Origin of the sequence: Paenibacillus canaveralius (genome assembly GCF_047238265.1) — a bacterium.
Lineage (GTDB): Bacteria > Bacillota > Bacilli > Paenibacillales > NBRC-103111 > Paenibacillus_F.
Map to the genome: position 1 here is coordinate 5,565,243 of NZ_JBDFMM010000001.1, position 22,612 is coordinate 5,587,854.

21 protein-coding genes and 1 pseudogene are annotated in these 22,612 nt (G+C 54.5%); 7 read left to right on the top strand and 15 right to left on the bottom strand.

Features of this window, described 5'->3' with window-relative positions; genetic code table 11:
• Window positions 1-325 precede the first annotated feature (325 nt).
• The 3 genes from ABC395_RS25165 to ABC395_RS25175 all read right to left on the bottom strand — a co-directional run bounded on the left by ABC395_RS25165 (window position 326) and on the right by ABC395_RS25175 (window position 1,896).
• Entirely contained in the window at window positions 326-1,009 is a 684-nt protein-coding gene (locus tag ABC395_RS25165; protein WP_413006448.1) for a DUF1129 family protein, read from the bottom strand.
• On the bottom strand, window positions 984-1,352 hold the full coding sequence (locus ABC395_RS25170; RefSeq protein WP_413006449.1) for a PadR family transcriptional regulator: 369 nt from the start codon (window positions 1,350-1,352) through the stop codon (window positions 984-986). Before ABC395_RS25170 ends, ABC395_RS25165 begins: the two co-directional genes overlap by 26 nt.
• A gap of 133 nt (window positions 1,353-1,485) precedes the next feature.
• Window positions 1,486-1,896, bottom strand: a complete 411-nt coding sequence (locus tag ABC395_RS25175; RefSeq protein WP_413006450.1) for a VOC family protein — start codon at window positions 1,894-1,896, stop codon at window positions 1,486-1,488.
• 194 nt (window positions 1,897-2,090) lie between these two features.
• On the opposite strand from ABC395_RS25175, the gene ABC395_RS25180 reads away from it, so the two are divergent.
• Window positions 2,091-3,380, top strand: coding sequence for a hypothetical protein (locus ABC395_RS25180; protein ID WP_413006451.1), 1,290 nt, complete (start codon window positions 2,091-2,093; stop codon window positions 3,378-3,380).
• Window positions 3,377-3,904 carry a hypothetical protein gene (locus tag ABC395_RS25185; protein ID WP_413006452.1) on the top strand — a complete coding sequence of 176 codons (528 nt, stop codon included), beginning with the start codon at window positions 3,377-3,379 and terminating at the stop codon, window positions 3,902-3,904. The genes ABC395_RS25180 and ABC395_RS25185 overlap by 4 nt, the downstream gene beginning before the upstream one ends.
• Window positions 3,905-4,174: 270 nt before the next feature.
• Here ABC395_RS25185 and ABC395_RS25190 read toward each other — a convergent pair whose 3' ends face one another.
• Entirely contained in the window at window positions 4,175-4,939 is a 765-nt protein-coding gene (locus tag ABC395_RS25190; RefSeq protein ID WP_413006453.1) for an MBL fold metallo-hydrolase, read from the bottom strand.
• A 145-nt stretch (window positions 4,940-5,084) separates the two neighbouring features.
• On the opposite strand from ABC395_RS25190, the gene ABC395_RS25195 reads away from it, so the two are divergent.
• Window positions 5,085-5,507, top strand: coding sequence for an Lrp/AsnC family transcriptional regulator (locus ABC395_RS25195; RefSeq protein ID WP_413006454.1), 423 nt, complete (start codon window positions 5,085-5,087; stop codon window positions 5,505-5,507).
• Window positions 5,508-5,587: 80 nt separating this feature from the next.
• Here the strand turns inward: ABC395_RS25195 and ABC395_RS25200 are convergent, their stop codons facing one another.
• Window positions 5,588-5,788, bottom strand: a complete 201-nt coding sequence (locus tag ABC395_RS25200; RefSeq protein WP_016423690.1) for a cold-shock protein — start codon at window positions 5,786-5,788, stop codon at window positions 5,588-5,590.
• Between the two features lie 311 nt (window positions 5,789-6,099).
• On the opposite strand from ABC395_RS25200, the gene ABC395_RS25205 reads away from it, so the two are divergent.
• The 3 genes from ABC395_RS25205 (at window position 6,100) to ABC395_RS25215 (ending at window position 8,217) form a co-directional block, all read left to right on the top strand.
• Window positions 6,100-6,357: a GlsB/YeaQ/YmgE family stress response membrane protein gene (locus tag ABC395_RS25205; RefSeq protein WP_009675854.1), complete on the top strand. Its 258-nt coding sequence runs from the start codon at window positions 6,100-6,102 to the stop codon at window positions 6,355-6,357.
• 253 nt (window positions 6,358-6,610) lie between these two features.
• Window positions 6,611-7,483, top strand: a complete 873-nt coding sequence (locus ABC395_RS25210; protein ID WP_413006455.1) for a stalk domain-containing protein — start codon at window positions 6,611-6,613, stop codon at window positions 7,481-7,483.
• Window positions 7,484-7,731: 248 nt separating this feature from the next.
• Window positions 7,732-8,217 (top strand): DUF4385 domain-containing protein, encoded by a 486-nt coding sequence (locus ABC395_RS25215; protein WP_413006456.1) that lies wholly within the window; start codon window positions 7,732-7,734, stop codon window positions 8,215-8,217.
• Here ABC395_RS25215 and ABC395_RS25220 read toward each other — a convergent pair.
• The 5 genes and pseudogenes from ABC395_RS25220 to ABC395_RS25240 all read right to left on the bottom strand — a co-directional run bounded on the left by ABC395_RS25220 (window position 8,214) and on the right by ABC395_RS25240 (window position 16,622).
• Complete coding sequence (locus ABC395_RS25220; RefSeq protein WP_413006457.1) at window positions 8,214-10,832, bottom strand: ATP-dependent DNA helicase; 2,619 nt, start codon at window positions 10,830-10,832, stop codon at window positions 8,214-8,216. The genes ABC395_RS25215 and ABC395_RS25220 overlap by 4 nt on opposite strands.
• A gap of 548 nt (window positions 10,833-11,380) precedes the next feature.
• Window positions 11,381-11,857: a signal peptidase II gene (gene lspA, locus ABC395_RS25225; protein WP_413006458.1), complete on the bottom strand. Its 477-nt coding sequence runs from the start codon at window positions 11,855-11,857 to the stop codon at window positions 11,381-11,383.
• Between the two features lie 117 nt (window positions 11,858-11,974).
• Complete coding sequence (locus ABC395_RS25230) at window positions 11,975-13,849, bottom strand: ABC transporter ATP-binding protein (protein WP_413006459.1); 1,875 nt, start codon at window positions 13,847-13,849, stop codon at window positions 11,975-11,977.
• Between the two features lies 1 nt (window position 13,850).
• A pseudogene (locus tag ABC395_RS25235) lies at window positions 13,851-15,813 on the bottom strand (ABC transporter ATP-binding protein).
• A gap of 173 nt (window positions 15,814-15,986) precedes the next feature.
• Window positions 15,987-16,622 carry an NAD(P)-dependent oxidoreductase gene (locus tag ABC395_RS25240; RefSeq protein ID WP_413006460.1) on the bottom strand — a complete coding sequence of 212 codons (636 nt, stop codon included), beginning with the start codon at window positions 16,620-16,622 and terminating at the stop codon, window positions 15,987-15,989.
• Between the two features lie 585 nt (window positions 16,623-17,207).
• Here ABC395_RS25240 and ABC395_RS25245 point away from each other — a divergent pair.
• Window positions 17,208-18,338 (top strand): stalk domain-containing protein, encoded by a 1,131-nt coding sequence (locus ABC395_RS25245; protein ID WP_413006461.1) that lies wholly within the window; start codon window positions 17,208-17,210, stop codon window positions 18,336-18,338.
• 216 nt (window positions 18,339-18,554) lie between these two features.
• Here the strand turns inward: ABC395_RS25245 and ABC395_RS25250 are convergent, their stop codons facing one another.
• From ABC395_RS25250 to ABC395_RS25270, 5 genes are all read right to left on the bottom strand, one after another.
• On the bottom strand, window positions 18,555-19,736 hold the full coding sequence (locus ABC395_RS25250; RefSeq protein WP_103995561.1) for an NAD(P)/FAD-dependent oxidoreductase: 1,182 nt from the start codon (window positions 19,734-19,736) through the stop codon (window positions 18,555-18,557).
• A gap of 36 nt (window positions 19,737-19,772) precedes the next feature.
• Window positions 19,773-20,198, bottom strand: a complete 426-nt coding sequence (locus ABC395_RS25255; protein ID WP_103995560.1) for a DUF1641 domain-containing protein — start codon at window positions 20,196-20,198, stop codon at window positions 19,773-19,775.
• Window positions 20,199-20,555: 357 nt separating this feature from the next.
• Window positions 20,556-21,134, bottom strand: coding sequence for a uracil-DNA glycosylase (locus ABC395_RS25260; protein WP_413006462.1), 579 nt, complete (start codon window positions 21,132-21,134; stop codon window positions 20,556-20,558).
• 265 nt (window positions 21,135-21,399) lie between these two features.
• Window positions 21,400-21,828 carry a threonine/serine exporter family protein gene (locus ABC395_RS25265; RefSeq protein WP_413006463.1) on the bottom strand — a complete coding sequence of 143 codons (429 nt, stop codon included), beginning with the start codon at window positions 21,826-21,828 and terminating at the stop codon, window positions 21,400-21,402.
• A gap of 15 nt (window positions 21,829-21,843) precedes the next feature.
• The gene (locus ABC395_RS25270) at window positions 21,844-22,605 is read right to left on the bottom strand and encodes a threonine/serine exporter family protein (protein ID WP_413006464.1); all 762 of its coding nucleotides are present in this window, start codon (window positions 22,603-22,605) and stop codon (window positions 21,844-21,846) included.
• Window positions 22,606-22,612: the final 7 nt, after the last annotated feature.

Here is a 22,612-nt window from a genome sequence, read left to right on the forward strand (position 1 = left end):
CCCTACCCGTCCGGAGGTTCATCTGCAGCTTGAACTGGTTCCCGGTTTCACCGTCGGCATTCTCAGGAAGAACGCACCAGGCAAAGCGGCGGATAGCCGTTATAATTCGACAGAAAAAAGATTCACATAAATTGCAAGGCCGCCGGGACCTTGCAACTTACGTGAATCTCCACATCTCCGTCACAAATTATTAACTTATTTCATATCATAAAGGCTGGAATGGGTTATGTCAACGCTTACAGACCATTTTTTTACTAAAGAAATAACGAAATCGTCCTTGAGACAGGTAACTCCGTTATGGTTTATTTCATCCAGGGAACGGAATTTATCCCGCAGCCCCCGCTCCCCGTTTTCCTCCGCCCTCAAACATCACCTTCTGTCCGGCATATCCCGCCGCAAAAATCAGCAAGGAAATCCACGGCGATACCGTAAAGACAGGCAGGTACGGCTTTAACAGGATCCCGCCGGCAATCACGGCTCCGATACTTACGATGTACAGCAGCAGGAAAAGCAGACGAAATTTACGCTCGCTCTCGTTAAAGGCGGTTTTATTCATCAGAGCGAGAACCAACTTTACCACAAGGACGGAGTCAACGGCGGCAGCAAGCAGAAAAGCCGGGCTGACTTCGTTCATCCGTCCGTTCCCGGCACCCCACATTATCGTCAGAAAGCCGGTAACGGCGTAGGCCAGGAACATCCAGGTAAGGGTGATCCAGGGGATCATAACAACCGTGCGGAACCGCTCCGCGCGGCCCCGGGAAGGAAGCTGGGAAACAAGATCCTTACAGTATGCGAGAGGATCGGGTCCGAATACGACGCGGGCGCTGCGTCCTTCCTTCTGCGCCTGCAGCAAGTGCTGCAGTATTTCAAGGAGCAGCTCTTCCCCCTGTCTCTCATCGATATCGCTCGTGCGGATATAAACAAGCATGCCTCCGTAGTACTTTTTATTTTCCTCATTGAGCTGCTGCTGCAGCTTGGCATTTTCAGCACTCATTTGACTTGTATTCATCGGAATTGCCCCCTTCTAAAATATGGTCCACACTCCGCTTCATGGCGCTCCAGTTGTCGTGGAACTGAGTCAGCACCTCCCCGCCGTCCTCCGTAAGCCGGTAATATTTCCTTGGGGGTCCTCCGGAGCGTGAGTCGGCCTTCATATAACCCTCGATCCATTTTTCCTTCTGCATACGGAGCAGCAGCGGATAGATGCTTCCTTCGCTGACATAGTCGAATCCGCTTTCCTGAAGCTTCCGGGACAGTTCGTAACCGTAGACTTCATTCTGCGAGATGATAGCGAGAATACACCCCTCCAAGATCCCTTTTAACATCTGCGTATACGTAGAAATGTAAATCATCCCCTCAACAGGTACCTATTCATTTGCACGACTATATTGTATTGCAATATAGTTATCTAATAAGAAAACAAGGTGTTATAGTCCGATAACTACCTTGTTATATAAGTTAGTCTAGCTGACTTTAGTTTTCCTGTCAAGCCTCGGCCTGATGAACCGCGGACTCCGTCGCAATCTGCCAACGAACGCCGTAGGCATCCTCGATCCTGCCGAACATCGTTCCCCAGAACATCCGCTGCAGTGGCATCAGGACTTTGCCGCCCTCCGACAATGCGGAGAAGACTTGCTCCGCTTCGGCATCGGTGCCGAATTCAAGCGTAAGGTCCAGACCGCCGCCCCTCTCTACCCGGTCACTGTCCGCCATGTAGAACGTTAGCCCGCAGGCTTTCAGCACCAGATGCATCACCCGGTCGCTGTCCTGCCCGTATTGGGCGGGTGCCTCCCCGAAAGTTTGGATGCTCACAATTTCCCCCTTCAGGGCCCGGGCATAAAACTCTCCCTGCTCTCTTGCATTTTCACTGTACAAATAAGGTCTTAAAACAGCCATTGAAATTTCCCCTTCGCGGTTTATTCAGAAAAATTCCTATATTATCCTGTTTCAAACTTTAATAGAGAGGGTATGGCAACTCAGAAGTCTATACACTGGAATATTTTTTCCAAATGAAACCGTAAAAAACACTTCCCCGTACTAGAACTTTACATGACTCCACCCCATACCTGCCATCGAGGAGGTTTACACCTGTGCGAACAGACGAACATTTTTCAAATCCGTCTTTGATTCATGAACGTTCCGGCCGGCGCATGGAGCCTTTTTACTGGATTCTTACTTTCGAGGCTCTGACTCTGCTCCTGCTGCTCGCTCTTGCCCTCGCGGCCGGTCCGGTGTACCTGGCCGTCACTTTCCGTCATTTCTGGGCCTATGTGTCACTCCTTCTTATTGCTCCGGGCCTGTGGCTCATCCGGTTTTCCATCCTCACGTTAAGGGCTTATATCTGGAAAAACCGGCACCTGGACCGCTACAGCCTGTATAAAGACGAAATCCGCTATCTGCATTATGAGCATGGTGAAAAAGAAGAAGGCTCCGTCCGCTTGGATGAAGCCGACCGGGTATACATAGCGTACTACGTCGCTCAATACCATTACGCTTACAAAAAAACGAAATGGTTCGAACGCCAGTCCGTCTTCCACCTCCTCCCCATGCTGTATGTCCGTTACCGGAGAGATGCACGGGAGCGGATATTGAAAGTTCCTTTCTACGAACTGTCGGAAATAAAAAAATGGCTGAAGCACCTCAAACAGCGGGGGGCTGTTGAAATTTGGGTAACGGATCTTCTGCTGGAGCAGAAAACCGAAGCCGAGCTGCTCTCCGCCCTGGGCGAGCCACTTGATACCGCTCCTTTCGACATCGAAAGAAAGGGCTTCAAGAAGCGGCTCGACAACCTGCTTTACGAGCTCGGCCGCAAGCGCGGCGAGCGGGAACGCGCGGGGCAGGAGTCCGCTGCGGTGAACCCGGGAGGCTCAAAAGCTCCGCGGTCCGCAAGCACCCGGCTTCAGCCTCAGCGGCCTTTTTATCGCGGAGGAGCGGGAGCAATGACCGTCAGAGAAAACGGCTCCGGTCAAGGGCCGGGGCGGGAAAGCTCCAAGAAACCGCGCATGTCTACCGTCGTGATCTTCGCGCTGCTTTTCGCCGCCCTGTATGTGCTGACCGGTTTCGTTGTCGACGGCCGGGTATCCCAGGATAACATGTGGCTCTGCATCGGCTGCTTCTTGGCCGCTGCGGCTTCCTACTTCGTCATGGCCGACCGCCTGACCTTCTGGCATACCGTCCGGTTTACGCTTACCGCCTTTATCGGGTGGGTGCTAGTCGGTGCTTTCATGCCTCTGACGGATACGGGGGCCGGAGGAGAGTTTTACACCACGGCTATCGGCGCGACGATCCTGCTGCCTCTGACGATCTGGCTTCCCTTCGGCATGGTCTGGTGGCTCCGTAGACAGTTCGGTCTTAACGAAGAAGAGGAGGTCACCTTATGAGCCTGTATGCCGATATGTTTATTTCAAAGTGGCATTTGATTACACTCGCTCTTATTCTCATCGCCTGGATTGCCCTCTTCGCGGGCGGTTACGACAGGCGGACGATCCTCCGCAGCGGCGGCGGAGCCATGCTTCTTTTGTATATCGTTTCGACCATTCCGATCGCTGCCATCACCCATGGAGCTCATAAAATCGACGAATCGATGCGTTTGGATCTCGACCGGCATTATCAGGAGCGGGTGAATAAATCCGAGGTCCGGGAAGATATCGACCGCTTGGCCGTTGCCGCAGGCGCTTTTGAAGATGACAATACCTACGATATCCGGGTCTATGCCGGGAACTATAGTTCCTCGTACACGTTCCAGGGCAGTCTGACCGTCACTACCTATGATGCCCAGGGAAGAATCGTTCATGAAAAATCCTATGACAACGTCATCCTTGTACCGGGCGAGAAAAAAAAGCTCGACAACTACTACACATCGAGCACATTCTCCACGTACCGGTATACCTTCACCGCACTATAAGGGGCTTGAAGGGTGAGTTGAACTTCCGCGGTTCTACAGCCCTTCAATAAGGGCTTCCCTGCGCCCCGCTTTGGGATTGTAACCTATTAGACACAGCCATGCGGTCACGTCTCAGGCATCATCTTGCCGCATTTATAAAGGCATCACCGGAAAAGAAAAACGCCCATGTGCCGTTTGTCACGGCGTCACGACTATCGCAGGCTGCTCGCCTTATTCGCGAAAGCGGCAAAAGCCAAAGAAGGTTCCGGCCTATAGACCGGAACCTTCTTTTTAGTGCGCCGCCGCGAATTCAAGCCACTGCCCGTCCGCCGGAACGTCCGTCCGTTCCGACAACCCCTCCTGCTCCAGGCGCGCGAGAAGAGCCTCGCGCGTCAGGAGACAGTGGTTGATCGCCTCCATGTGCACGGCGATCACCCGCGTTTGCTGCGCCTTGCGGCAAACGGAGACCACATCGTCGGCCGTCATCGTGATCGGATCGCCGGCCGTAAAAACGGCTCCGCCCGCGTTCACGACCGTTACCGCAGGCCGGTGTCTCTCCAGCGCCTCCGCCACTTCGGCGCAGTAGATCGTATCGCCGGCGATATATACCGCCGGCTCCCCTTCCGCGCGGAGCACGAAGCCCGACACGGGACCCATCGCCGCGCCGATGTCGCCCGTTCCGTGCCGGCCAGATGTGCGCGCGATATGCAGGCCGCCCCAGGCCGTCTCTTCTTCCACGGCCGCCGCAGCCGTGAAGCCCTGCTCCGCAAGCGTCTTTGCATCCCCCGGCTGGCAGAGGACGGGCGTATCTTTGGGCAGCCTCTCGGCAGCTTCCCCGTCCCAGTGATCGCGGTGCAGATGCGTGACCAGCACCAGATCCGGCTTCAGCAGCTCTTCCGCCGGTACCGGGAGCGGCACGAGCGGATTGCGCCGGCCGTTGGCCGTGTTCGGGATGGCCGGGTTGGCCTCGGCCGCACTCAGCATCGGATCCACGAGAATGTGCCGGCCTGCGTATTCCAGCCACAGCGTTGCGTTGCGTATCAATCGGATCTTCATCGAATCGCCTCCGTAATCGCCAATATCTTTTTATAGGAGCATTTGATACAATTTTATAAAAAGAGGAGCGGCTCCGGAAAGGACCCCGTGAAAGATCGGAGGTCATCCCTTTTTCACCATGAAAGTATTCGGAGGGCGGATGGACATGTTCAGCATTGATGAGACGGATCACAAGATTTTGCAGTATCTGCTGGAAGACGCGACCCGCTCGAATAAAGAGATCGGCCTCAAAGTTCATTTGACCGGCCAGGCGGTAGGCGCAAGAATCCGGAAGCTGGAGGATTGGGGCGTTATCGAAGGGCGGACCCTCAAGTGGAATCCGGAGAAGCTCGGCCTTGCGGTGCACGCCATGATCACGGTATTTCTGAAATCCCAGAACGCACACGGCGATCTGCAAACGTTCGTCTCCCGGGACTCCCGCATTCTGGAAGCCCACCGCGTAAGCGGAGAAGGCTGTTACTGGCTGCGTGTGCAGGTCGGAAACAACGAGGATCTCAATGCCTTCCTCGACGATTTACTCAAATACGGCAATTATAAAGTCAGCTTATCCATCGGCAAAATCAAATAATGTCCCAGCAATTGTCTGGATAAAACAAAGAAGCTGTTCACAACATAAGGTTGTGAACAGCTTCTCTCGTTTAGCTGAAATTACAGCTTAACAACGTTCTCAGCTTGCGGTCCGCGGTTGCCTTGAACTACGTTGAACTCAACGCGTTGGCCTTCGTCCAGGGACTTGAAGCCTTCGCCTTGGATTGCGGAGAAGTGTACGAATACATCGTTGCCGCCTTCAACTTCGATAAAACCAAAGCCTTTTTCAGCGTTGAACCATTTAACTGTACCAGTTTGCATGTGTGGTACCTCCTAGAAATTTAAATTTAACATGTTCTTTTTACTCTTGAAGCAAATAAAAATTCACATATTATAAAAGGCTCCATCTCACAAATGATAACCCTTTATAATAAGTGAATTCCAGGTTTCAAATACTCGATTGACTTCATCTTACCATAGGCAATTTCCAAGTGCAAGTTATTTTCCAATTCTTTTCGGAAAACATTTTTTGAGGTAACTTTTGCAAACCTGATTAAAGAAAAAGCAATGAGGTTAATACTAAGCAACCACGTAACACAAACTAAAACATAAACATTTAGGAGGTAATCTAGATGAGTTTCTTATGGTCCTTAATTATCGGTGGTATTATCGGTTGGTTAGCCGGCATGATTATCGGTAAAGATATTCCCGGCGGCATTATCGGCAACATTATCGCAGGTTTCCTGGGCGCATGGCTCGGCGGACTGCTGCTTGGCAACTGGGGTCCTGAAGTCGGAGGTTTCTACTTCTTCCCTGCTTTGATCGGTGGTATCGTACTGGTATTCATCGTGAGCCTCATCCTGCGTTCCATGGGAAGCAAACGGGCATAACCGTAAGCTAACCTGTATTCCAGGATAAAAAAGACCACGCGAAACATTCGCGTGGTCTTTTTTTGCGTGTATCCTAACTGTGCCGCACATAAATCGCCAATAGTTTGGTGGTTGGACAGGTTTGAACCCGTTTGCTGCTTGCGCATTTTGATTTTTGAGCGTTTTTTGCGGCCTTCTGCAACATTCAGAAATTCTCATACGTTGTAAATATAGATAAATATTCCAAATGAGACCATAAGGAGAGCTGACTTTCATGAAAAAATATGTAATCGGTTTTGCCGTCGGAGCAATTGTGTCCGCCTCTACGGTGGCTTACGCGGGCAACACGATTCAAGCCGTACTTTTTCCCGCAAAATATCAGGTAAACGGCGAGTCGAAAACATTACCGGACGACTATAAAACATTAAACGTAGACGGACACGCTTACGTGCCGATCCGCTTCGCGGCGGAAAGCCTGGGCGCCGTAGTGGCTTATGAAGGCAAAACAAACACCATTTCCATCGATAACGGGTTCAACGTGACCACTATGGACAGCACTATCCGCGCCGGCCATTTGAAAGTATCCGATGCCGCCGCCAGCACGGTGGAAGGACAGCTTTACATAGGTCAGGACCACTGGGACCGTATGGCGCAAGCACGGAACAGCATTGAGCCGGGCTCGGAAGTGGACGTGGAGGGAACTATTCTGTTTTTTGACGCTCAAGGAAAACCGCTGGGCCAAGCCCCGCTTAAGACCAAGTTTACGGCTGAAGGCGATCAAATCAAACCCTTCAAAGCGGTTGCCGATCACAACGTAAGCGGCTATGCCTTCGCTTCTCTTCAAGCCGGTCCCGTGCCGCATCCGCTCCCCGTTCCTCCGAATTTATCGGTTTCCGACGAGAGCGGCACACTGGGAATCGGAACGCTGAAGCTGATCAAACAAGACGATTTCACCAAAGTCAGCGGCTGGATCGGCGTGAAGAAACCGGGCACGCTCCGCTTCGACGCGACTCTCCAGTTTTATGATGCGGAAGGCCGGGAGACTGGGCACTGCCGCTGTAAAAGGCACGGGCACCGGAGCCACGGGAGACAGCGTCTCGGCTACCACGTTCGAAACGGCGGGCAAAGGCGATCTCACCGGCTATAAATCCGTCAAAGTTAAGCTTAATTCCGCCGAGCCCGCCAAGTAGGTTCGAATTGAATTAAGCCTCGAAAATGAATGGAAGACTTGAGCCTTCCGGCTGAATGAATTTATCCCCTTCAAGTGAACAGTGCCGAGAAACGCGGCGCCGAAAGTTTACTTGAAGGGGATTTTTTCGCGGCAATATGCGGCTGTCGGGGTAAGGATAAGACATATCCCCAATCTGTCCGAAGACGAGAAGGAGGCTGTTACTCTTGGCTAAAAAGTTCGACTATTCGCTGGATTATGAACATCTGGATCTCCGTAAACAACCGGAACTGTACACGGTGGGCCGCGGAGAACAAGGCGTCCTGCTCGTCGAGCCCTACAAGGGCGAAATTTTGCCGCATTGGCGGTTCAAGACGCCGGAAATCGCGAAGGAATCCTCCGAAAAAATATATGCCATGTTTCTGGATTATAAAAAATCAGGTGATTTCATCGGGATGGATATGGCGAGAAAGTTTCTCCAGATGGGTTACACGCGCGCCAGGCGTTATACGAACCACAAGGGCGGCCGGAAATATTCCAAAGAAGACGGTTCGATCCTGCCCTACCAGAACGATCCCGTAAAAGCGGAGTCCGCCGCTATATTCAAGGCCCAGTGGGAAATCGCAAAAACGGACGAGGAATATCTCCGCATGAAGAAAGAACACCAGAATAAATATGAGAAAGAAGACAAAAGGCAGTCTCCGGAAGATTAAAGATTCCTTGCTTCATCCTGTCCGGGAATCGTAAAATGGCGCCATTCCGGCGGGAGCAGAGACTGATAGCGTCTTTGCAGGAACCGGTCGTCGATAAGGACCAGCGTCCCGTAATCGTTCTCCGTCCGGATGAGACGGCCGCCGGCCTGCATGACTTTGTTGATGCCGGGAAACACATACGCGTAATCGAAGCCGCTGCGGCCATCCCGGTCAAAGTGGTCTTTGATGATATTCCGTTCCGGTCCCACCTGGGGCAGTCCGACACCCACCACGACCACGCCCGTAAGGCGGTCCCCCCTCAGATCGATTCCCTCGGAAAAAATCCCGCCCATGACGGCAAAGCCGATAAGCGTATGGGGAGAGTCCGCCCGGAAGGAAGCGAGGAAAGATTCCCTCTCCTCCTCCGGCATCGACGGCTGCTGGACCAGAATGCGAAGCATCCGGCTGCCTTGCTCCCAGGTTCCGGCTTTATTGACGGAGCGGCCGGAACCCGGCGTCTCCGCGAGGCTGCCAGCGTCTTGATTCTCATCCCCAGCGGGCAGCCGGTCTCGAAGCGCGACTTCCACCGCTTCGAAAAGGCCTTGTCCCGCCGTGTCTGCAGCGGCTCCACCGGCAGTATTAGCGGCTAGCTCTTCTGGTGCCGCTTCGCTAGGCCGGGCATCGACATCCTCGGCTGCCGCCGCAGCCGTTTCCGTGCCTTCCGCTCCTCCGTCGACCGGAGCGGCCGATTGCGGCCCCCTCTCCTGTTCCAGGAAAAGAGAAGCTACTTCCCGCATGTATTCGTAAGAAGGAAAGAAGACGAGATAATTGCCCGGTTTCTCGCGGACAAGCTTTCCCAGAAGCCGGGCGATGGGCCGCTTCGTCTTGTTCCGGTCCTTGTAGCGGGTAGAAAGCGGCTCGATCCATACGTCGAGCTGCTCCTGCCGGAAAGGCCACGGGATCGACACCGTGAAATCGTCTTCGCCGCCGCCCAGCATATCCATGTAATAGGAAAAGGGCGAGAGCGTCGCGGAAAAAAACACATGCGCGCGGTAACCTTTCCCCATCTGCGCCAGCAGGGCGGAAGGGTCCAGACAGAGCAGCTTGAGCCGCACATCGCTGCGCTGTACCTCGGCGAAAGTGACATACCGCTCGTCGTAGTACTTCGCCGTGCGCAGGAAGCTCTGCGCCGCGAAGTAGGTGTCGAGCAGAAGCTGCTGCTCCCCGCCGCCTTGTCCGGGAACGGAGAGCTCCCGTTCCGCCTGCTGCGTGAACGCCTCCAGCAGGACCGGCAGCTCTTCCGGCACTTCCCGCAGCACGAAGCTGCCTGCTCCGCCTTGCTCCTTGCGGAAGGCAATAAAATAGTCGTTCACGGCCTTCGCAGCGGCTTCCACGGCGGAGTTCCGCCCCTTGAAATCCCTTTTCAGCTGCAAAAAAGGGGCTTTCGTCAGCTCCGCGGAAAACATTTCTCTGCCGCGGTCCACCAGATTGTGCGCCTCGTCGATCAGGAGCGCCGTCCCCTTTTTCACTTCCTCCGGCAGCCGTTTGAGGTATACCTTCGGATCGAAAATATAATTATAGTCACAGATCACGGCGTCGGCCGCATAAGCGGCATCGAGCGAAAACTCGAACGGACAGACCTTATGCTTGCGCGCGTATGTCTCGATGACACTCCGGTTCATCAGCTTTTCATGCGACAGCATGTCCAAAACCGCTCCGTTCACCCGGTCGTAATACCCGTCGGCATACTCGCACATTTCCTTCCTGCAGTCCACTTCTTCACGGAAGCAAATCTTATCTTTCGCCGTCAGCGTGACGGTGCGCATATGAAGCCCCCGCTCGATCATAAGGGAAAAAGCTTCCTCCGCGGCCGTGCGCGTCAGCGTCTTCGCCGTCAGGTAGAAAATACGTTGAAGGAGCCCTTCGCCTACCGCTTTGACGGACGGAAACAGAGTCGAAATGGTTTTTCCTGTACCGGTAGGCGCATTCGCGAACAGCTTGTGGCCGTCTTTGATCGTTTTGTAAACCGATCCGGCGAACTGCCGCTGTCCTTCCCGGTAGGCCGGATACGGAAAAGGCAGCTCCCTGATGCTGGCGTCCCGTTCCCGGCGGTTATGAAGCTGCATCACCGCATAAGGAGCATAAAGCCGGACGGCTTCCAGCACGGCGGCCTCCAGTTCTTCATAGGTGTATTCCCTGACGTACCTCTGCTGCTCCTCCGTTCCGACCTGGACGTACGTAAGCTGCACTTTCATGCGGCTCCGCGAGTTCTGCTTCGCGTATATATAGGCGTAACAGACCGCCTGGGCCCAGTGGACGGGGTGGCGGTTCTCCTCCACTAGCCGGGGGTCGCCCGTCGAAGACTTGATCTCGTCGATCGTAACCTCGTCGCCGTCAGGGCCGAAAAGCAGCCCGTCGCAGCGGCCCTCCAACACAAACACGATCCCGTCCCGGAGAATCTCCGTTTGCAGGAAAACCTCCTTCTGGTCGCTGTCCCCGTAAGTTTTCTGCACTTTCTGGTGAGCCTTGGTCCCTTCGGTTAAAGCCGTGGCGGTCCGGAAACCGGATTCGATACTTCCGCTCCGGTAAGCATATTCCACCAGGGCACGGACTGAAATTTTCACTTCACCGGTCATACATTCACCGCCCTTTTTTCAATACCCGATCGCGAACGTTCGTTCTATCCTACGATTATATCATTCACGAGGTTATTTCCCAACCAGAGGAAACCCGATAGCGCCGAGAGACTTCAGCTTTAACGGCCCTAATAACCGTCAAACCGCCTGCTCCACGAATCTTGACTTTGCCGGAACCGCCGGAGTAAGGACCTTCAATCATGACACCGGACCGGCCGCAAAAAAAAGACTCCTCCGGGGATCGGAAAAGTCTGAAAGTCTCGGTTCTCCACATTGCCCAACGTCATGTGACGCCGGGCACCGCGCCGGGAGCTTCGTGCAGGTGCGGTGCGGGAAAGCTTCATTTTCTCGCGGAAAGTGACCCTGATCATCTGAGACGATTAACCTGCCTGAAAAGAACGGGGACACCACCTGCCGGTCACCGTTTTACTGACCCCGCTTTTGTAGGATACTTTGTCACCGCACGCAGCTCCTGAACCCGTTTGGCATCGCATGAAGACGGCCACTTATACACCTTACCGTCAAAGCCGGACCGAGGGCAGACCATGCTACCCCTGTTCTTCCCCGGCCGCCACCGGGTTCTGCTTTTTGCGGCAATAGTCCAGAACGCCCGCGATCAGGAAAAGAATAACACCGATGTTGATAGCGATATCGGCCAAATTCAGAATGCCCCCGCCAGGACGGAATTCAAGAAAGTCGGTCACTTTACCGAACCGGAAGCGGTCGATGGCATTGCCGGCGGCACCGCCCGTCAGGAATCCCATGCTCATATTCATCAGCGGCCCTTGGACTTCCCCTTTCCGGCGATAATAGAGCACAATAGCGATGAACACGACGGCCAGGACGGCAAATACGCGCGCGTACCCTTGAAACCTGCTTCCGGCCATCCCGCTGTTTTCGTAATGCGTAAGCGCCATATCCCCCCAAAACGGGACGGATTCCCCGACCGCCATCGTGGCGCGGATCAAAGCTTTGGCAAACTGGTCGACAACTGCAACCAAGGCGGCGGTGAAATAAAACAGCATAGCAGCTCTCTCCTTTCCGTACGGCAAGCTTTCGGGATGGTTAATGGCATAAATTGTTCCACAAGGAACAATTTCACCGTCCCTCGATCGTTTCAGACCATGGATTCAGGCATCGTATTAAACGGCGCCTTCTATATTTTTAAACTGATTGTAGAACATCCGGTAATAGACGCCCTGCTGTCCGATCAGGAAATCGTGGGCGCCTTTCTCCACTATTTCGCCATGGTCGATAACCATAATCGTATCGGCATCACGAATCGTGTTCAGCCTGTGCGCGATAATAAAGCTGGTCCGGTCCTGCATAACCTTGAGCAGCGCATCCTGGATGTGAAGTTCCGTTCGCGTGTCGATGCTGCTTGTGGCTTCGTCCAGGATGAGGATAGACGGCTTTGCCAGAATAACCCGGGCAATCGCCAAAAGCTGCCGCTGGCCCTGGCTGAGGTTGCCGCCGTTCTCCGTCAGCATAGTCTCGTATTTCGCCGGCAGGCGGTTAATGAACACATCCGCGTTAGCCATGGCCGCTGCGGCTTCAACCTCGGCATCCGAAGCGTCCGGCCTGCCGTATTTGATATTTTCCTTAATTGTTCCGGAAAACAGGTACGTATCCTGAAGCACGATTCCGAACGTTTTACGCAGACTGTCGCGCGTATACTCCCGTATATCTCGCCCGTCGATCAGAATACGGCCCTCTGTCACGTCGTAAAACCTCGTCAGCAGGTTGACGATGGTCGTTTTGCCCGCCCCCGTAGGGCCGACAAGCGCCGTGGAGCTGCCTTGAGCGGAGTCGAAGCTTACGTTTTTCAGAATGGGCACATCCGGACGGTAGCCGAAGCTTACATTTTCAAAAACGACGTGTCCCTTCGGATGAAGAAGCTCGGCGGCCTCAGGGGAATCGGACGGCTCCTCTTTCTCGTCGATGACCTCGAACACCCGCTCCGCCCCCGCCACACCCGACTGGAGAATGTTGAAGATGTTGGCGAGGTCGTTCAGCGGCCGGACGAACTGCCGCGAATAGCTTAGAAAACTGGCGATAACCCCGACGGTAATATCTCCGCGCACGGCGAGAATCCCTCCGACGAGGGCCACGGCGGCAAAACCGATATTATTAATGACGTTAAGCAGCGGCATAAGGAAACCCGAACGGATTTGCGCCTTAAGCCCCACCTCGCACAGTTCGGCATTGACCTTTTCGAACTCGGCGATTGCCTTTTCTTCGTGATTGAACGCTTTGACGACCTGGAGACCCGAAATGGTCTCTTCGATATGTCCGTTCAGTTTGCCGAGCTGGATCTGCTGGTTTTTGAACAGTACGCTCGTTTTCTTCGTAATGGTCCTCGTCAGCACGAACAGGATCGGCACGGTAACCAGGCTGGCCAGCGTCAGCGTGGGACTGAGTACGAGCATCATGACCAGAGAGCCGGCAATCGCGATGACACCGCTCATAAGCTGCGTGGTGGACTGTGATATCGTGCTGCTCACATTGTCGATGTCGTTGGAGAGACGGCTCATCACTTCCCCGTGAGGCCGGGTATCGAAGTAAGCGACCGGCAGTTTCTGAAGCTTGGCGAAAAGCGCTCCCCGCAGCCGCATCACAATCCGCTGGGATACGCCGGCCATAAGCCAGCTCTGCAGGAAGGTGAACACCGCGTCAATGAGATACGCCAGAAGGAGTACGAGTACCATCGTCCGCAGAAGGCCGAAATCGACGCCTTGTTCCGGATGAGACATCGCATCCACAGAGACCCCGATCAGATAGGGCCCCACCAGAGTGAGCGCCGCCCCGGCCAGAATCAGGCCGAAAATGACCGTCAGCAGCTTCCGCTCGCTGCCGAAATAAGCCCACAGCCTTCGCAGTGTTCCTTTGAAGTTCTTCGGCTTCACGACCGGTCCCCGGCCGCGCATTCCCCCGTGTCCCGGCCCTCCTCTGGGCGAAACCGTCACGGGGCGGCCGGGAGGAGTCTGCCCGCCCGGCCGTTCTTGGGAAGCTGCCATGTCAGCCTACCTCCTTTCCCATTTGCGACTGGAAAATCTCCCGGTAGACCCGGCAGCTCTCCGAGCAGCTCGTCATGCGTGCCGGAACCTACAATCTCGCCGTGATCCAGCACGACGATTTTGTCCGCGTCCATGACGGACGTGATCCGCTGGGCGATCAGCAGACAGGTGAGCCCCTCGGCGTATTTCTTGAGCGCGTCCTTGATCCGCGCTTCCGTTGCGGCATCGACGGCGCTGGTGCAGTCGTCGAGAATAAGGATCTCCGGCTTTCTCACGATGGCCCGCGCAATCGAAAGCCGTTGTTTCTGGCCGCCGGAGAAGTTCACGCCTCCCTGCCCGAGCCTGGTTTCATAGCCTTCGGGCGAAGCGGCTATGAACTCGTGGGCCTCGGCCGTCCGGGACGCTTGCTCCATCTCCTCCGGCGAGGCGTCTTCTTTGCCCCAGCGGAGATTGTCGGCCACCGTGCCGGTGAACAGCACGGTTTTCTGGGGCACGACGGCGATCTTCTCGCGCAGACGGCTCGGCTCCAGCTCGCGGACATCGGCGCCGTTCACCCGGACGGTTCCGGACACCGCGTCGTAGAACCGGGGAATGAGGCTGACGAGCGTGCTTTTGCCGGAGCCCGTGGAGCCGATAATGCCGACCGTCTGGCCCGGCCCGCAGGAGAAGGTGATCCCTTTGAGCACGGGCTCACCCGATGTTCCCTCGTACGAGAACGTGACGTTCTCGAACTCGACGCTGCCTCCGGCAGGCGGGGCGGACGAAGCTGCCGCATCCGGGTTCGTACCGACGGCCGTGAAGCCTCCCGGACAAGCCGCCGGGTCGGCGAAGGCCCCGGACGGTGCGGCATCCTGCCCGGCCGTTATCGTGCCGGACTGCGTGCCGGGTTGGGGGCTTGGCTGCGCCCCCGAATGCGCGCCTCCGGACCGGGTACCCGGTTGCGTACCGGATACCGGCTCATCCGCGGAGCTTGCCGTGGCACTGCCGGCTGCAGCGGAGGCCGGAATTTGCACCGTCATCGTGTTGTCCTCCGCGAAAATTTCGCCGATCCTGCCCGCGGAAGCCCGCGCACGCACAAACATGTTGAACACCATGGAAATCAGCATAAGCGAGAACAAAATCTGCGTCATGTAATTGACGAAAGCGATAATATGGCCGGCCTGCATCTGGCCTTGGTCTACACGGAGCCCGCCGAGCCACAGCACCGCCACAATCCCGAAATTGACCGTGAGCGTAATGCCCGGGTTGAAGGCCGACATAATCCTCATCGCCTTAACCGACCGGGAACGATACTCCTCGTTCGCCCCGCCGAATTTGCCGACTTCGTAATCGAACCGGTTGAACGCTTTAACGACCCGGACTCCGGACAAATATTCCCGCATAATCCCGTTAACCCGGTCAAGTGCCTGCTGCACCTTGATGAAATAAGGAAAACCGACCTTCATATTGATCGCGATAAGAATACCGACGACGGGAACGACAACGGCCAGGATAACGGAGAGAGGCGGGTTCAGACGGGCCGCCATAATCAAGCTTCCGATGCAGAGCAGCGGCGCTTTGACGAATACGCGCATCAGGCCGTTCACGAACATCTGAACCTGCGTAACGTCATTGGTTAACCGGGTGACCAGCGAGGCGCGGTCGAACCGGTCGATATTTTCAAAAGACAGGGACTGGATTTTCCGGAACAAATCCGATCTCAGCTCGGCTCCGAATTTCTGCGAAACATGGCTCGAAATCACGTTGCGGACCGATGCCGACAGGGCCCCCAGCGCCGTCACCAGCAGCATGATCCCCCCGACCCGCCAGACGTAGTCCATCTGTTTCCCGGCTACGCCCACATCAATGATTTTGGACATCAGCGTGGGCAGCATGAGGTCGCACAAGGCTTCCAGCGTCAGAAAAGCGACAGCGGCGCTAAAGGGCTTCCAGTATTTCCTTATGTATTTTCGCGAAATGGGCATCCTGTCTCACCTGTCCGTCCTCGTAAACTGTAAGTAAACCGCTATGGAATAGTTCTATTATCCACCATACTCCGCTCCTTTTCAAAAGTCACGAGCTTCTCTTTTTTACGCGATATCCGGCAAAAGCAAAAAGAACCGCCGGTGCGCGGGGCACTGGCGGCTCTTCCGTACCATTAAGATTCGGAAACGACGGTAAAACGCTCATTTTCATGCTTCGGCTGTTCGATCTCGTCCAAAACGGCGGCTGCAAAATCTTCATAGCTCACGTAACTTTTACCTGTGGAGTTAACGAGCAGGTTATCTTTGCCCGTACGGTACTGCCCTGTTCTCTCGCCGAGCGCGAAAATCGCGGACGGGCTGACGAACGTCCATCTGATCCCCTCGGTGCTTTGCAGGATTTCCAGGTTTTTGCCCTGATTCGATGCGGTTGCAAAATAGGCGGCCGGGAAATCCGGCGTTTCCAGCACACGCGTCGTTTTCGCTTCATCCACGAACAGGCTGCCCGCTCCCCCGACGACGATCAGTTTCGTCTCCGGTGCGCCTTTCAGCGCTTCGATCAGCACGTTGCCCGCGTCAACATGGAGATGCTCCTGTCCCGGAGCCGCTCCGAAAGCGTTGACGACGATATCGAAAGCTTTCAGATCGGACGCGGTCAGAGAGAAAACGTCCTTTTCCAAAAGGGCCGTGCCTTCCGCGCTTACTTTAGACGCGTCTCTCACGATTGCCGTAACTTCATGTCCTCTGTCCTGCGCTTCTTTCAAAATTCGGCTGCCGGCTTTGCCGCTTGCCCCGATAATAGCTATTTTCATAACGGATTCCTCCCGGATGATAATTTCGAATTAGTTTGTCTCTTACATGTAACCATTATAGTTACAGGATGTCGGTTTTGTCAACTGCGGCTTGAACCGGCTCTTTTCGAAATCCGCAATGGCGGGGGATATTAAACATCTCGCTCAAGATACTTCATGCCCTCCATAGGACAATATTTTAGACGAACGATACACCTGACCAACTTCTCCCGTTCCAAAAATTATGCTATACTACGTATAAGAACACGTATATGTAGTATTCTCATTTAGGTTTATCGTATGAAGTTACTTCTTGCTATCTATACTAAAAAAGAGCCTTCACCGTTGGCGCGGTGAAAACTCTTTAGGACCCGAAAGGCTGTGGAACACCACGGCGCGCAAGCACAACTAAATGTAATGCAAGCGAAAACCACCGATGAGGTCTCCCAACCTACTTAGCGGTGGTTTTTTCGCTTGTTCTGGAATTTAAAAAGTTAAAATCCGGTTACAGTTTGGCCCGGGATGGGTAATGTTACCTCTCTGTAACCCACCTTGATGCAAAGGGTGCCTATAATAAAACCGGACAACCTAGGAGGGATACTTATTATGAAAAAATCATTCAAGCTTCTGACACTCGGCCTGGCAGGCTCCTGTCTGCTTGCGGCCTCAGCCGGAACTTCTTATGCGAATAGCGCGGTACAGCCGTCTGCAGCCGCTTCCGTCTCCGCCGCGGCGGAACCCGCAGCCGCTCCGGTTATAAACGGAACTGTGCAGGTAACAACCAAAGAAATCAAGGAAGAATCCCCTGAACTAAGCGTCAATCTCCAGATTCCCGTTATTGAGGGAATGAAAGATAAACAGTATCAGGACGAGCTTAACGATATTATTTACCGGCATGCCATGAAAGATGTCGAGGCCGTACGCAAACAAGCTCAAGGTGACCTGGCAGCCGCCAACGGTTCCGCAAGCGAGCTGGCCATGCCTTATTCGGTCGATTCGGTATTTGAAGTAAGCGCATCGGGTGGTCAGAAAGACGCGAACCGCCTGTCGCTGCGGGTGGTAACTTCCGTTTTTACGGGAGGCGCTCACGGAATGCCGCGTGTGGATACCTATAATGTCCTGAATGAGGAGGAAGCTCAGCTAGTTGAGCTGAAAGATTTATTCGGGGACAATTATAAAGCGATTATCGACAAGCAGATCGGTCAGGAAATCGCCAAACATCCGGATGATTTCTTCGAAGACGCGTTCTCCGGCATTACCGACACGCAGTCTTTCCAGATCAAGGACGGTAAAGCGGTAATCGTGTTCTCGCCTTACGAAATCGCTCCTTATGCCGCAGGCATCCAGGAGTTCTCCATCCCTATCTCCCAAGGAGGCAGTTCCTCCGCACCTACCAGTCTCGTAGTGGGCGGCGAAGTGCTGTCAGAGAAGCAGGGTGCTCTCTACACTACAGCGGCAGGCACCACCATGGTTCCTCTCCGCATTACGGCAGAGAAGCTGGGCTTCCAGCTAAAATGGAACCAGGAGCAATGGGCAGCCGAGCTGTCCAAAGGCGCGGTATGGACAAGCGTCTACAAGGGAAAGGATGCGTACACCATCAATAAAATGGCGCCTTTCTCACTTGGCGAAGCGGCTGTCATTAAAGAAGACGGCAACATGTACGTGCCGGCCTCTTTCTTCTCAAAGGTGCTGAAGGCCGACGTAACCGTAGACGGCGATCAGCTTGTAATCAAATAAAGCGGGCGGGCCTTCACGGCAGCCGGACCCGGATCATCTAAATTCCCTTTATAGCCTGTTTAAAGAAGCGGTTTCGCTCTTTAAGCGGGCTTTTTTGCGCGGCCGGTCTGTCTCTTTCCCTTAAAAGGACATAAAAAAGCCCCGCCACTCCCCCGAAGGAGAATGCCGGGACTTAGGATTAGACCGGTTGATTCCGAAAAGGATTCCGGACCGCTATTAGTAAGCCAGTGCAAACAGGCCGTGAATATGAGACAGGTAACGGATGTTACTTGCTTCTTTCATGAGCGTTGCAGGCAGGCCTTTCAGGCGGGTTTGGTTGCCGCCGATCGAACCGATTCCGTCTTTGCGGCCCAGACTTCCGAGCGTACCGGAGAATACAGGTGTGAAGACATCCATCGGAGCGCCTTTCAGTGCCGCGAAGAGGTTGTAACCGACCACTTCGCCCATCTGCCAAGCCAGTTGTGCGGTCGGCGGATACGGACGCTCTGCGCCGGCCGGGAATACAACCGCGCAGTCGCCTGCGAGGAATACGTCCGGGTGGGACGTGGACTGCATGAACTCGTTGACCGTCGCGCGGCCGCGGTTCACTTCGATGCCGGAGTTAGCGACAACCGGCGTACCTTGTACGCCGCCTGTCCAGACGAGCGTGCTCGTTTCGATTGTGCTTCCGTCTTTCAGGGAAACGACGGATTCCTGCATTTCGGTGATGGCAACGCCCGTCAGGAACGTTACGCCGCGCTTCTGCAGGCTTGTCGTAGCGCGCTCGATCAGTTCCGGATGGAAGCCCATCAGGATCGAAGGAGCCGCCTCTACGCAGTACAGGGAGACGTCGTTGAAATCGACGCCTTTGCTGCGGCACAGGCCCGGAAGCATGTCGGCGAGTTCGCCCACAAGCTCGATGCCGGTCAGACCGCCGCCGCCGACCACGAATGTCGCGTCCGCTTTGTTCTTGGTCTGGCTGTAAGCTTCGATGCGTGCTTCCACGTGCTCGCGGATGCGGTTGGCGTCGTTAACGGATTTCAGCGTGAAGCTGTGCTCCTGGAGGCCGGGAATGCCGAAGAACGCCGTTTCGCTGCCCAGGGCAACGACGAGCTTATCGTAATCGAACGATTTGCCGTTCGACAGGATGACGCGCTTGCTGTCCGCGGAAATCGTTTCGACCGTGCCGATTTCCAGGTTGATGTCTTTGCCGCGCAGGAGCTTCTCCAGAGGCAGGGCAACTGCTTTCTCGTGCAGGTTACCTACGGCCAGTCTGTGCAGCTCGGTAATGATTTGGTGCGTAGGAAAACGGTTGACAACCGTAATCGTAGCTTCTTCCGCAGTCAAGTGTTGACGGGCCGTCAGTGCGCTGAGCAAGCCGCCGTAACCGCCACCTAAGATCAAAATATGCTTGGACATACTCATCCTCCATTCTTGTTTCAGCTTACCTTATGATTAACGCTGTTGCTGCCGTTCGGCTTGAACATCCAAGAATGCCTGTACGAAACGGAATGTCTTTTGTACTTGCGGGTCTTTCAGCATTTTGAGCAGTCCGAACAGACCGATTGTGGAGTGCTCCGCTTGAGCGCGGTCGTTTGCTTCGATTACGGAAGCAGCCACGCCTTTCGCTTTCTCGGTGATCGGTTTAACGAATTCGTTCATACCGCCTTTGAGGTCGTCGATCAGAACTTGGTCGCTCGCAACGCTTTGAGCCAAATCATAAGCTTTGGTAAGAATCGTAACCATTTCCGCCAATTTCGGCAGATTCTCCACGAGAACGGTTAAAGACTCCTGAACCTCTGGCTTCATCAACTGATCAAGGACATCCTGGGGTTCCCTTTTTTCGGTAGTGCTTGGGGTTGGATTGGATGTTTCTGACATAAGCTAACGTCCTCCTTTGCTTTGAAATAGAAGCCCGTTTATTTTTCGATCCCTGCCTAGCCATCGAGACGTCTTCTGTCTTCGCATAAGTTTCCCTATTCGTGATAAATGAAACCGCGCGGCCTGATAAGATTGTAACATTTTTCACATAAAAGGAAGAAGGTTTTTCTTGGCTGCGTGTCCATTACTTGCAAGTTCGGGAAAAATGTCGAACAGGTCGAAACGGAACCCTATGTACCTCTATTATACCTCCGTCTTGCGGACAAGAGAAAAACAATTTTTTACACATGTGAATAATTTGTGACAAAAATCACTACTTTTTTCACCCCCGCACCTAAAGCAGGGATACATGCTTGTTTATTCCAGTACTTCCTCGGATTTTATTGCCAGCAGCATCAAGTCTTCGATAAAATACTTCATCAAAACCGGCCTCCGCCGGACCGCTAAAGGATGATAGGAAAAAGCTATCGGCAGCCCCAGTACGGTATGCCATCCGCCCCTCAATCCTTTGACGTCTTTCTCTTCGTCCGCGAACAAGGTTTGGACGACCGTGTTGCCAAATCCGAACAAAATTCGCGGATTTTTGGCTCCGAGCTGGGCCTTTAGATGAGGAAAACACGCGGCCCTTGCCGCAGGCTTGTCATACGCTCTGACCGGACGGCACTTGAGCAGATACGTGACATACACGGAGCGGATATCCAGCCCGGCTTCATGCAGGCCGGCCTGCAGAGTTTCCCTCGTTCCGCAGAGGAACGGATCGCCTTCCCGGTTCTCCCGGGCACCCGGATTGTCCAGGATCAGCACGATTTTCGCAGCCGGGTCTCCTTCTCCCCAGACGACCCGCTGCCGCTGATCCGCCAGCTCGCACAACCTGCATTCGGCCGCATGGACCGGGGCTTTTTCTTCCGGCAGGATGGAGGGGGTAAAAATCGCCATGGGACCGCACCGTCCTTTCACTCGGTTTTGGAAGTAGTATGGCCCTGCCCTTCTTGCTTTACTACCCGTTTCACCGTCCAAGTTTACGGCTGCAAACCGCCGGCAAGCTCATAGTGAGACAAGCGGCCCCCGTAACGGAGTGTTCGTCCGAAAACGGCTTTTTTCCGATCCCTCATCCGGCAATTAAAAAACCACCCGCGTGGACTCGGCGGATGGTCGTGGCAGCGGCGTCAAAAGTGCCGTATCTTTGTATTTTATGACAAGGCTATGCCCTGGGCGGCCTTTTAAAAAGCTGGTTCATCACCTCGGAGAAAATAAGACCGGCGGCAATCGAACCGGAAATCATAAACGCTTTGGCCGCGAGCTGGACGGCAAGATTGTAGTCGTTTTCCACGAAAGAACGCATCGCGTCGTAGGCCATGCCTCCCGGAACGAGGGGGATGATCCCCGCTACGCTGAAAACGATAATGGGGGTCTTGTAGACACGGGCGAATACGCGGGAAATGACCGTCACGAAGAACGCCGCGGCCAAAGTGGCCACGATGGCGTTGGTATCGTTCCGCACGAGAGCGACGTACACGAGCCAGCCCATCATCCCGACGAAGCCGCACTGGATCAAGGTGTTCCGGGGAACGTTAAAAATAATGCCGAAAGCGGCGGAGGCGATATAACTCGTCACGAGCTGTGCAATCATTGAGGGACTCCTCCGTTAATAAAATGAAAAGACGACCGCGATACCGGCTCCGATGGCGAACGCCGTCAAAAAAGCTTCCGCGCCCTTGGACAAGCCGGATACGAGATGCCCCGCTATCAAATCCCTCACGGCATTCGTGATCAGCAGACCCGGTACAAGCGGCATGACGGAGCCGATAATAATTTTGTCGAGCTCCTGTCCGAGTCCTGTCCATATAAACAGAGAAGCCAGCATGCCGATAATGAAAGAAGCCAGAAACTCGGCTACGAACTTGAACAGCACATAGCGGTGAAAAATAAGAAACCCGATAAAACCAAGCCCCCCCGTGACGACGGCCGGAATAAAATCGGGCCACCCGCCGTTAAACATGATCGTAAAACAGCCGCTGGACACGGCCGCCGCCGCAATCTGGAGGGCCACGGGATAGGCCAGATTGGCTTTATCCACCTTGAGAAGCAGCCGGTGGGCTTCCTGAAGATCAAGCTGTCCGTCGCTGATTTTGCGGGAGAGCCCGTTGACCAGCGTCACTTTGTGCAAATCGGTGGACCGCGTGGAGATCCGGACCAGCTTGGTCGGGTCGCTGCCGTCTACGGAGAAGATGATGCCCGTCGGGGTCACGAAGCTGTGGGTATGATGAAGGCCGTAAGAGGCCGCGATGCGGGCCATCGTATCTTCCACCCGATACGTTTCCGCTCCGTTCTGGAGCATGATTTTTCCCGCAAGCAGGCACACATCTACGATTTTATAGGTCTGACCGGGACTGGACGCCTGTTCCATTGCGCAC

Excerpts from the sequence above, each read along its gene's own strand:
- ABC395_RS25205 (WP_009675854.1), top strand. The coding sequence starts at position 6,100 with ATGAGTTTCTTATGGTCCTTAATTATCGGTGGTATTATCGGTTGGTTA.
- ABC395_RS25200 (WP_016423690.1), bottom strand. The coding sequence starts at position 5,788 with ATGCAAACTGGTACAGTTAAATGGTTCAACGCTGAAAAAGGCTTTGGT.
- ABC395_RS25265 (WP_413006463.1), bottom strand. The coding sequence starts at position 21,828 with ATGATTGCACAGCTCGTGACGAGTTATATCGCCTCCGCCGCTTTCGGC.
- ABC395_RS25260 (WP_413006462.1), bottom strand. The coding sequence starts at position 21,134 with ATGGCGATTTTTACCCCCTCCATCCTGCCGGAAGAAAAAGCCCCGGTC.
- ABC395_RS25245 (WP_413006461.1), top strand. The coding sequence starts at position 17,208 with ATGAAAAAATCATTCAAGCTTCTGACACTCGGCCTGGCAGGCTCCTGT.
- ABC395_RS25255 (WP_103995560.1), bottom strand. The coding sequence starts at position 20,198 with ATGTCAGAAACATCCAATCCAACCCCAAGCACTACCGAAAAAAGGGAA.
- ABC395_RS25190 (WP_413006453.1), bottom strand. The coding sequence starts at position 4,939 with ATGAAGATCCGATTGATACGCAACGCAACGCTGTGGCTGGAATACGCA.
- ABC395_RS25165 (WP_413006448.1), bottom strand. The coding sequence starts at position 1,009 with ATGAATACAAGTCAAATGAGTGCTGAAAATGCCAAGCTGCAGCAGCAG.
- ABC395_RS25270 (WP_413006464.1), bottom strand. The coding sequence starts at position 22,605 with ATGGAACAGGCGTCCAGTCCCGGTCAGACCTATAAAATCGTAGATGTG.
- ABC395_RS25170 (WP_413006449.1), bottom strand. The coding sequence starts at position 1,352 with ATGATTTACATTTCTACGTATACGCAGATGTTAAAAGGGATCTTGGAG.
- ABC395_RS25175 (WP_413006450.1), bottom strand. The coding sequence starts at position 1,896 with ATGGCTGTTTTAAGACCTTATTTGTACAGTGAAAATGCAAGAGAGCAG.
- lspA (WP_413006458.1), bottom strand. The coding sequence starts at position 11,857 with ATGCTGTTTTATTTCACCGCCGCCTTGGTTGCAGTTGTCGACCAGTTT.
- ABC395_RS25230 (WP_413006459.1), bottom strand. The coding sequence starts at position 13,849 with ATGGCAGCTTCCCAAGAACGGCCGGGCGGGCAGACTCCTCCCGGCCGC.
- ABC395_RS25210 (WP_413006455.1), top strand. The coding sequence starts at position 6,611 with ATGAAAAAATATGTAATCGGTTTTGCCGTCGGAGCAATTGTGTCCGCC.
- ABC395_RS25220 (WP_413006457.1), bottom strand. The coding sequence starts at position 10,832 with ATGACCGGTGAAGTGAAAATTTCAGTCCGTGCCCTGGTGGAATATGCT.
- ABC395_RS25195 (WP_413006454.1), top strand. The coding sequence starts at position 5,085 with ATGTTCAGCATTGATGAGACGGATCACAAGATTTTGCAGTATCTGCTG.
- ABC395_RS25240 (WP_413006460.1), bottom strand. The coding sequence starts at position 16,622 with ATGAAAATAGCTATTATCGGGGCAAGCGGCAAAGCCGGCAGCCGAATT.
- ABC395_RS25250 (WP_103995561.1), bottom strand. The coding sequence starts at position 19,736 with ATGTCCAAGCATATTTTGATCTTAGGTGGCGGTTACGGCGGCTTGCTC.
- ABC395_RS25185 (WP_413006452.1), top strand. The coding sequence starts at position 3,377 with ATGAGCCTGTATGCCGATATGTTTATTTCAAAGTGGCATTTGATTACA.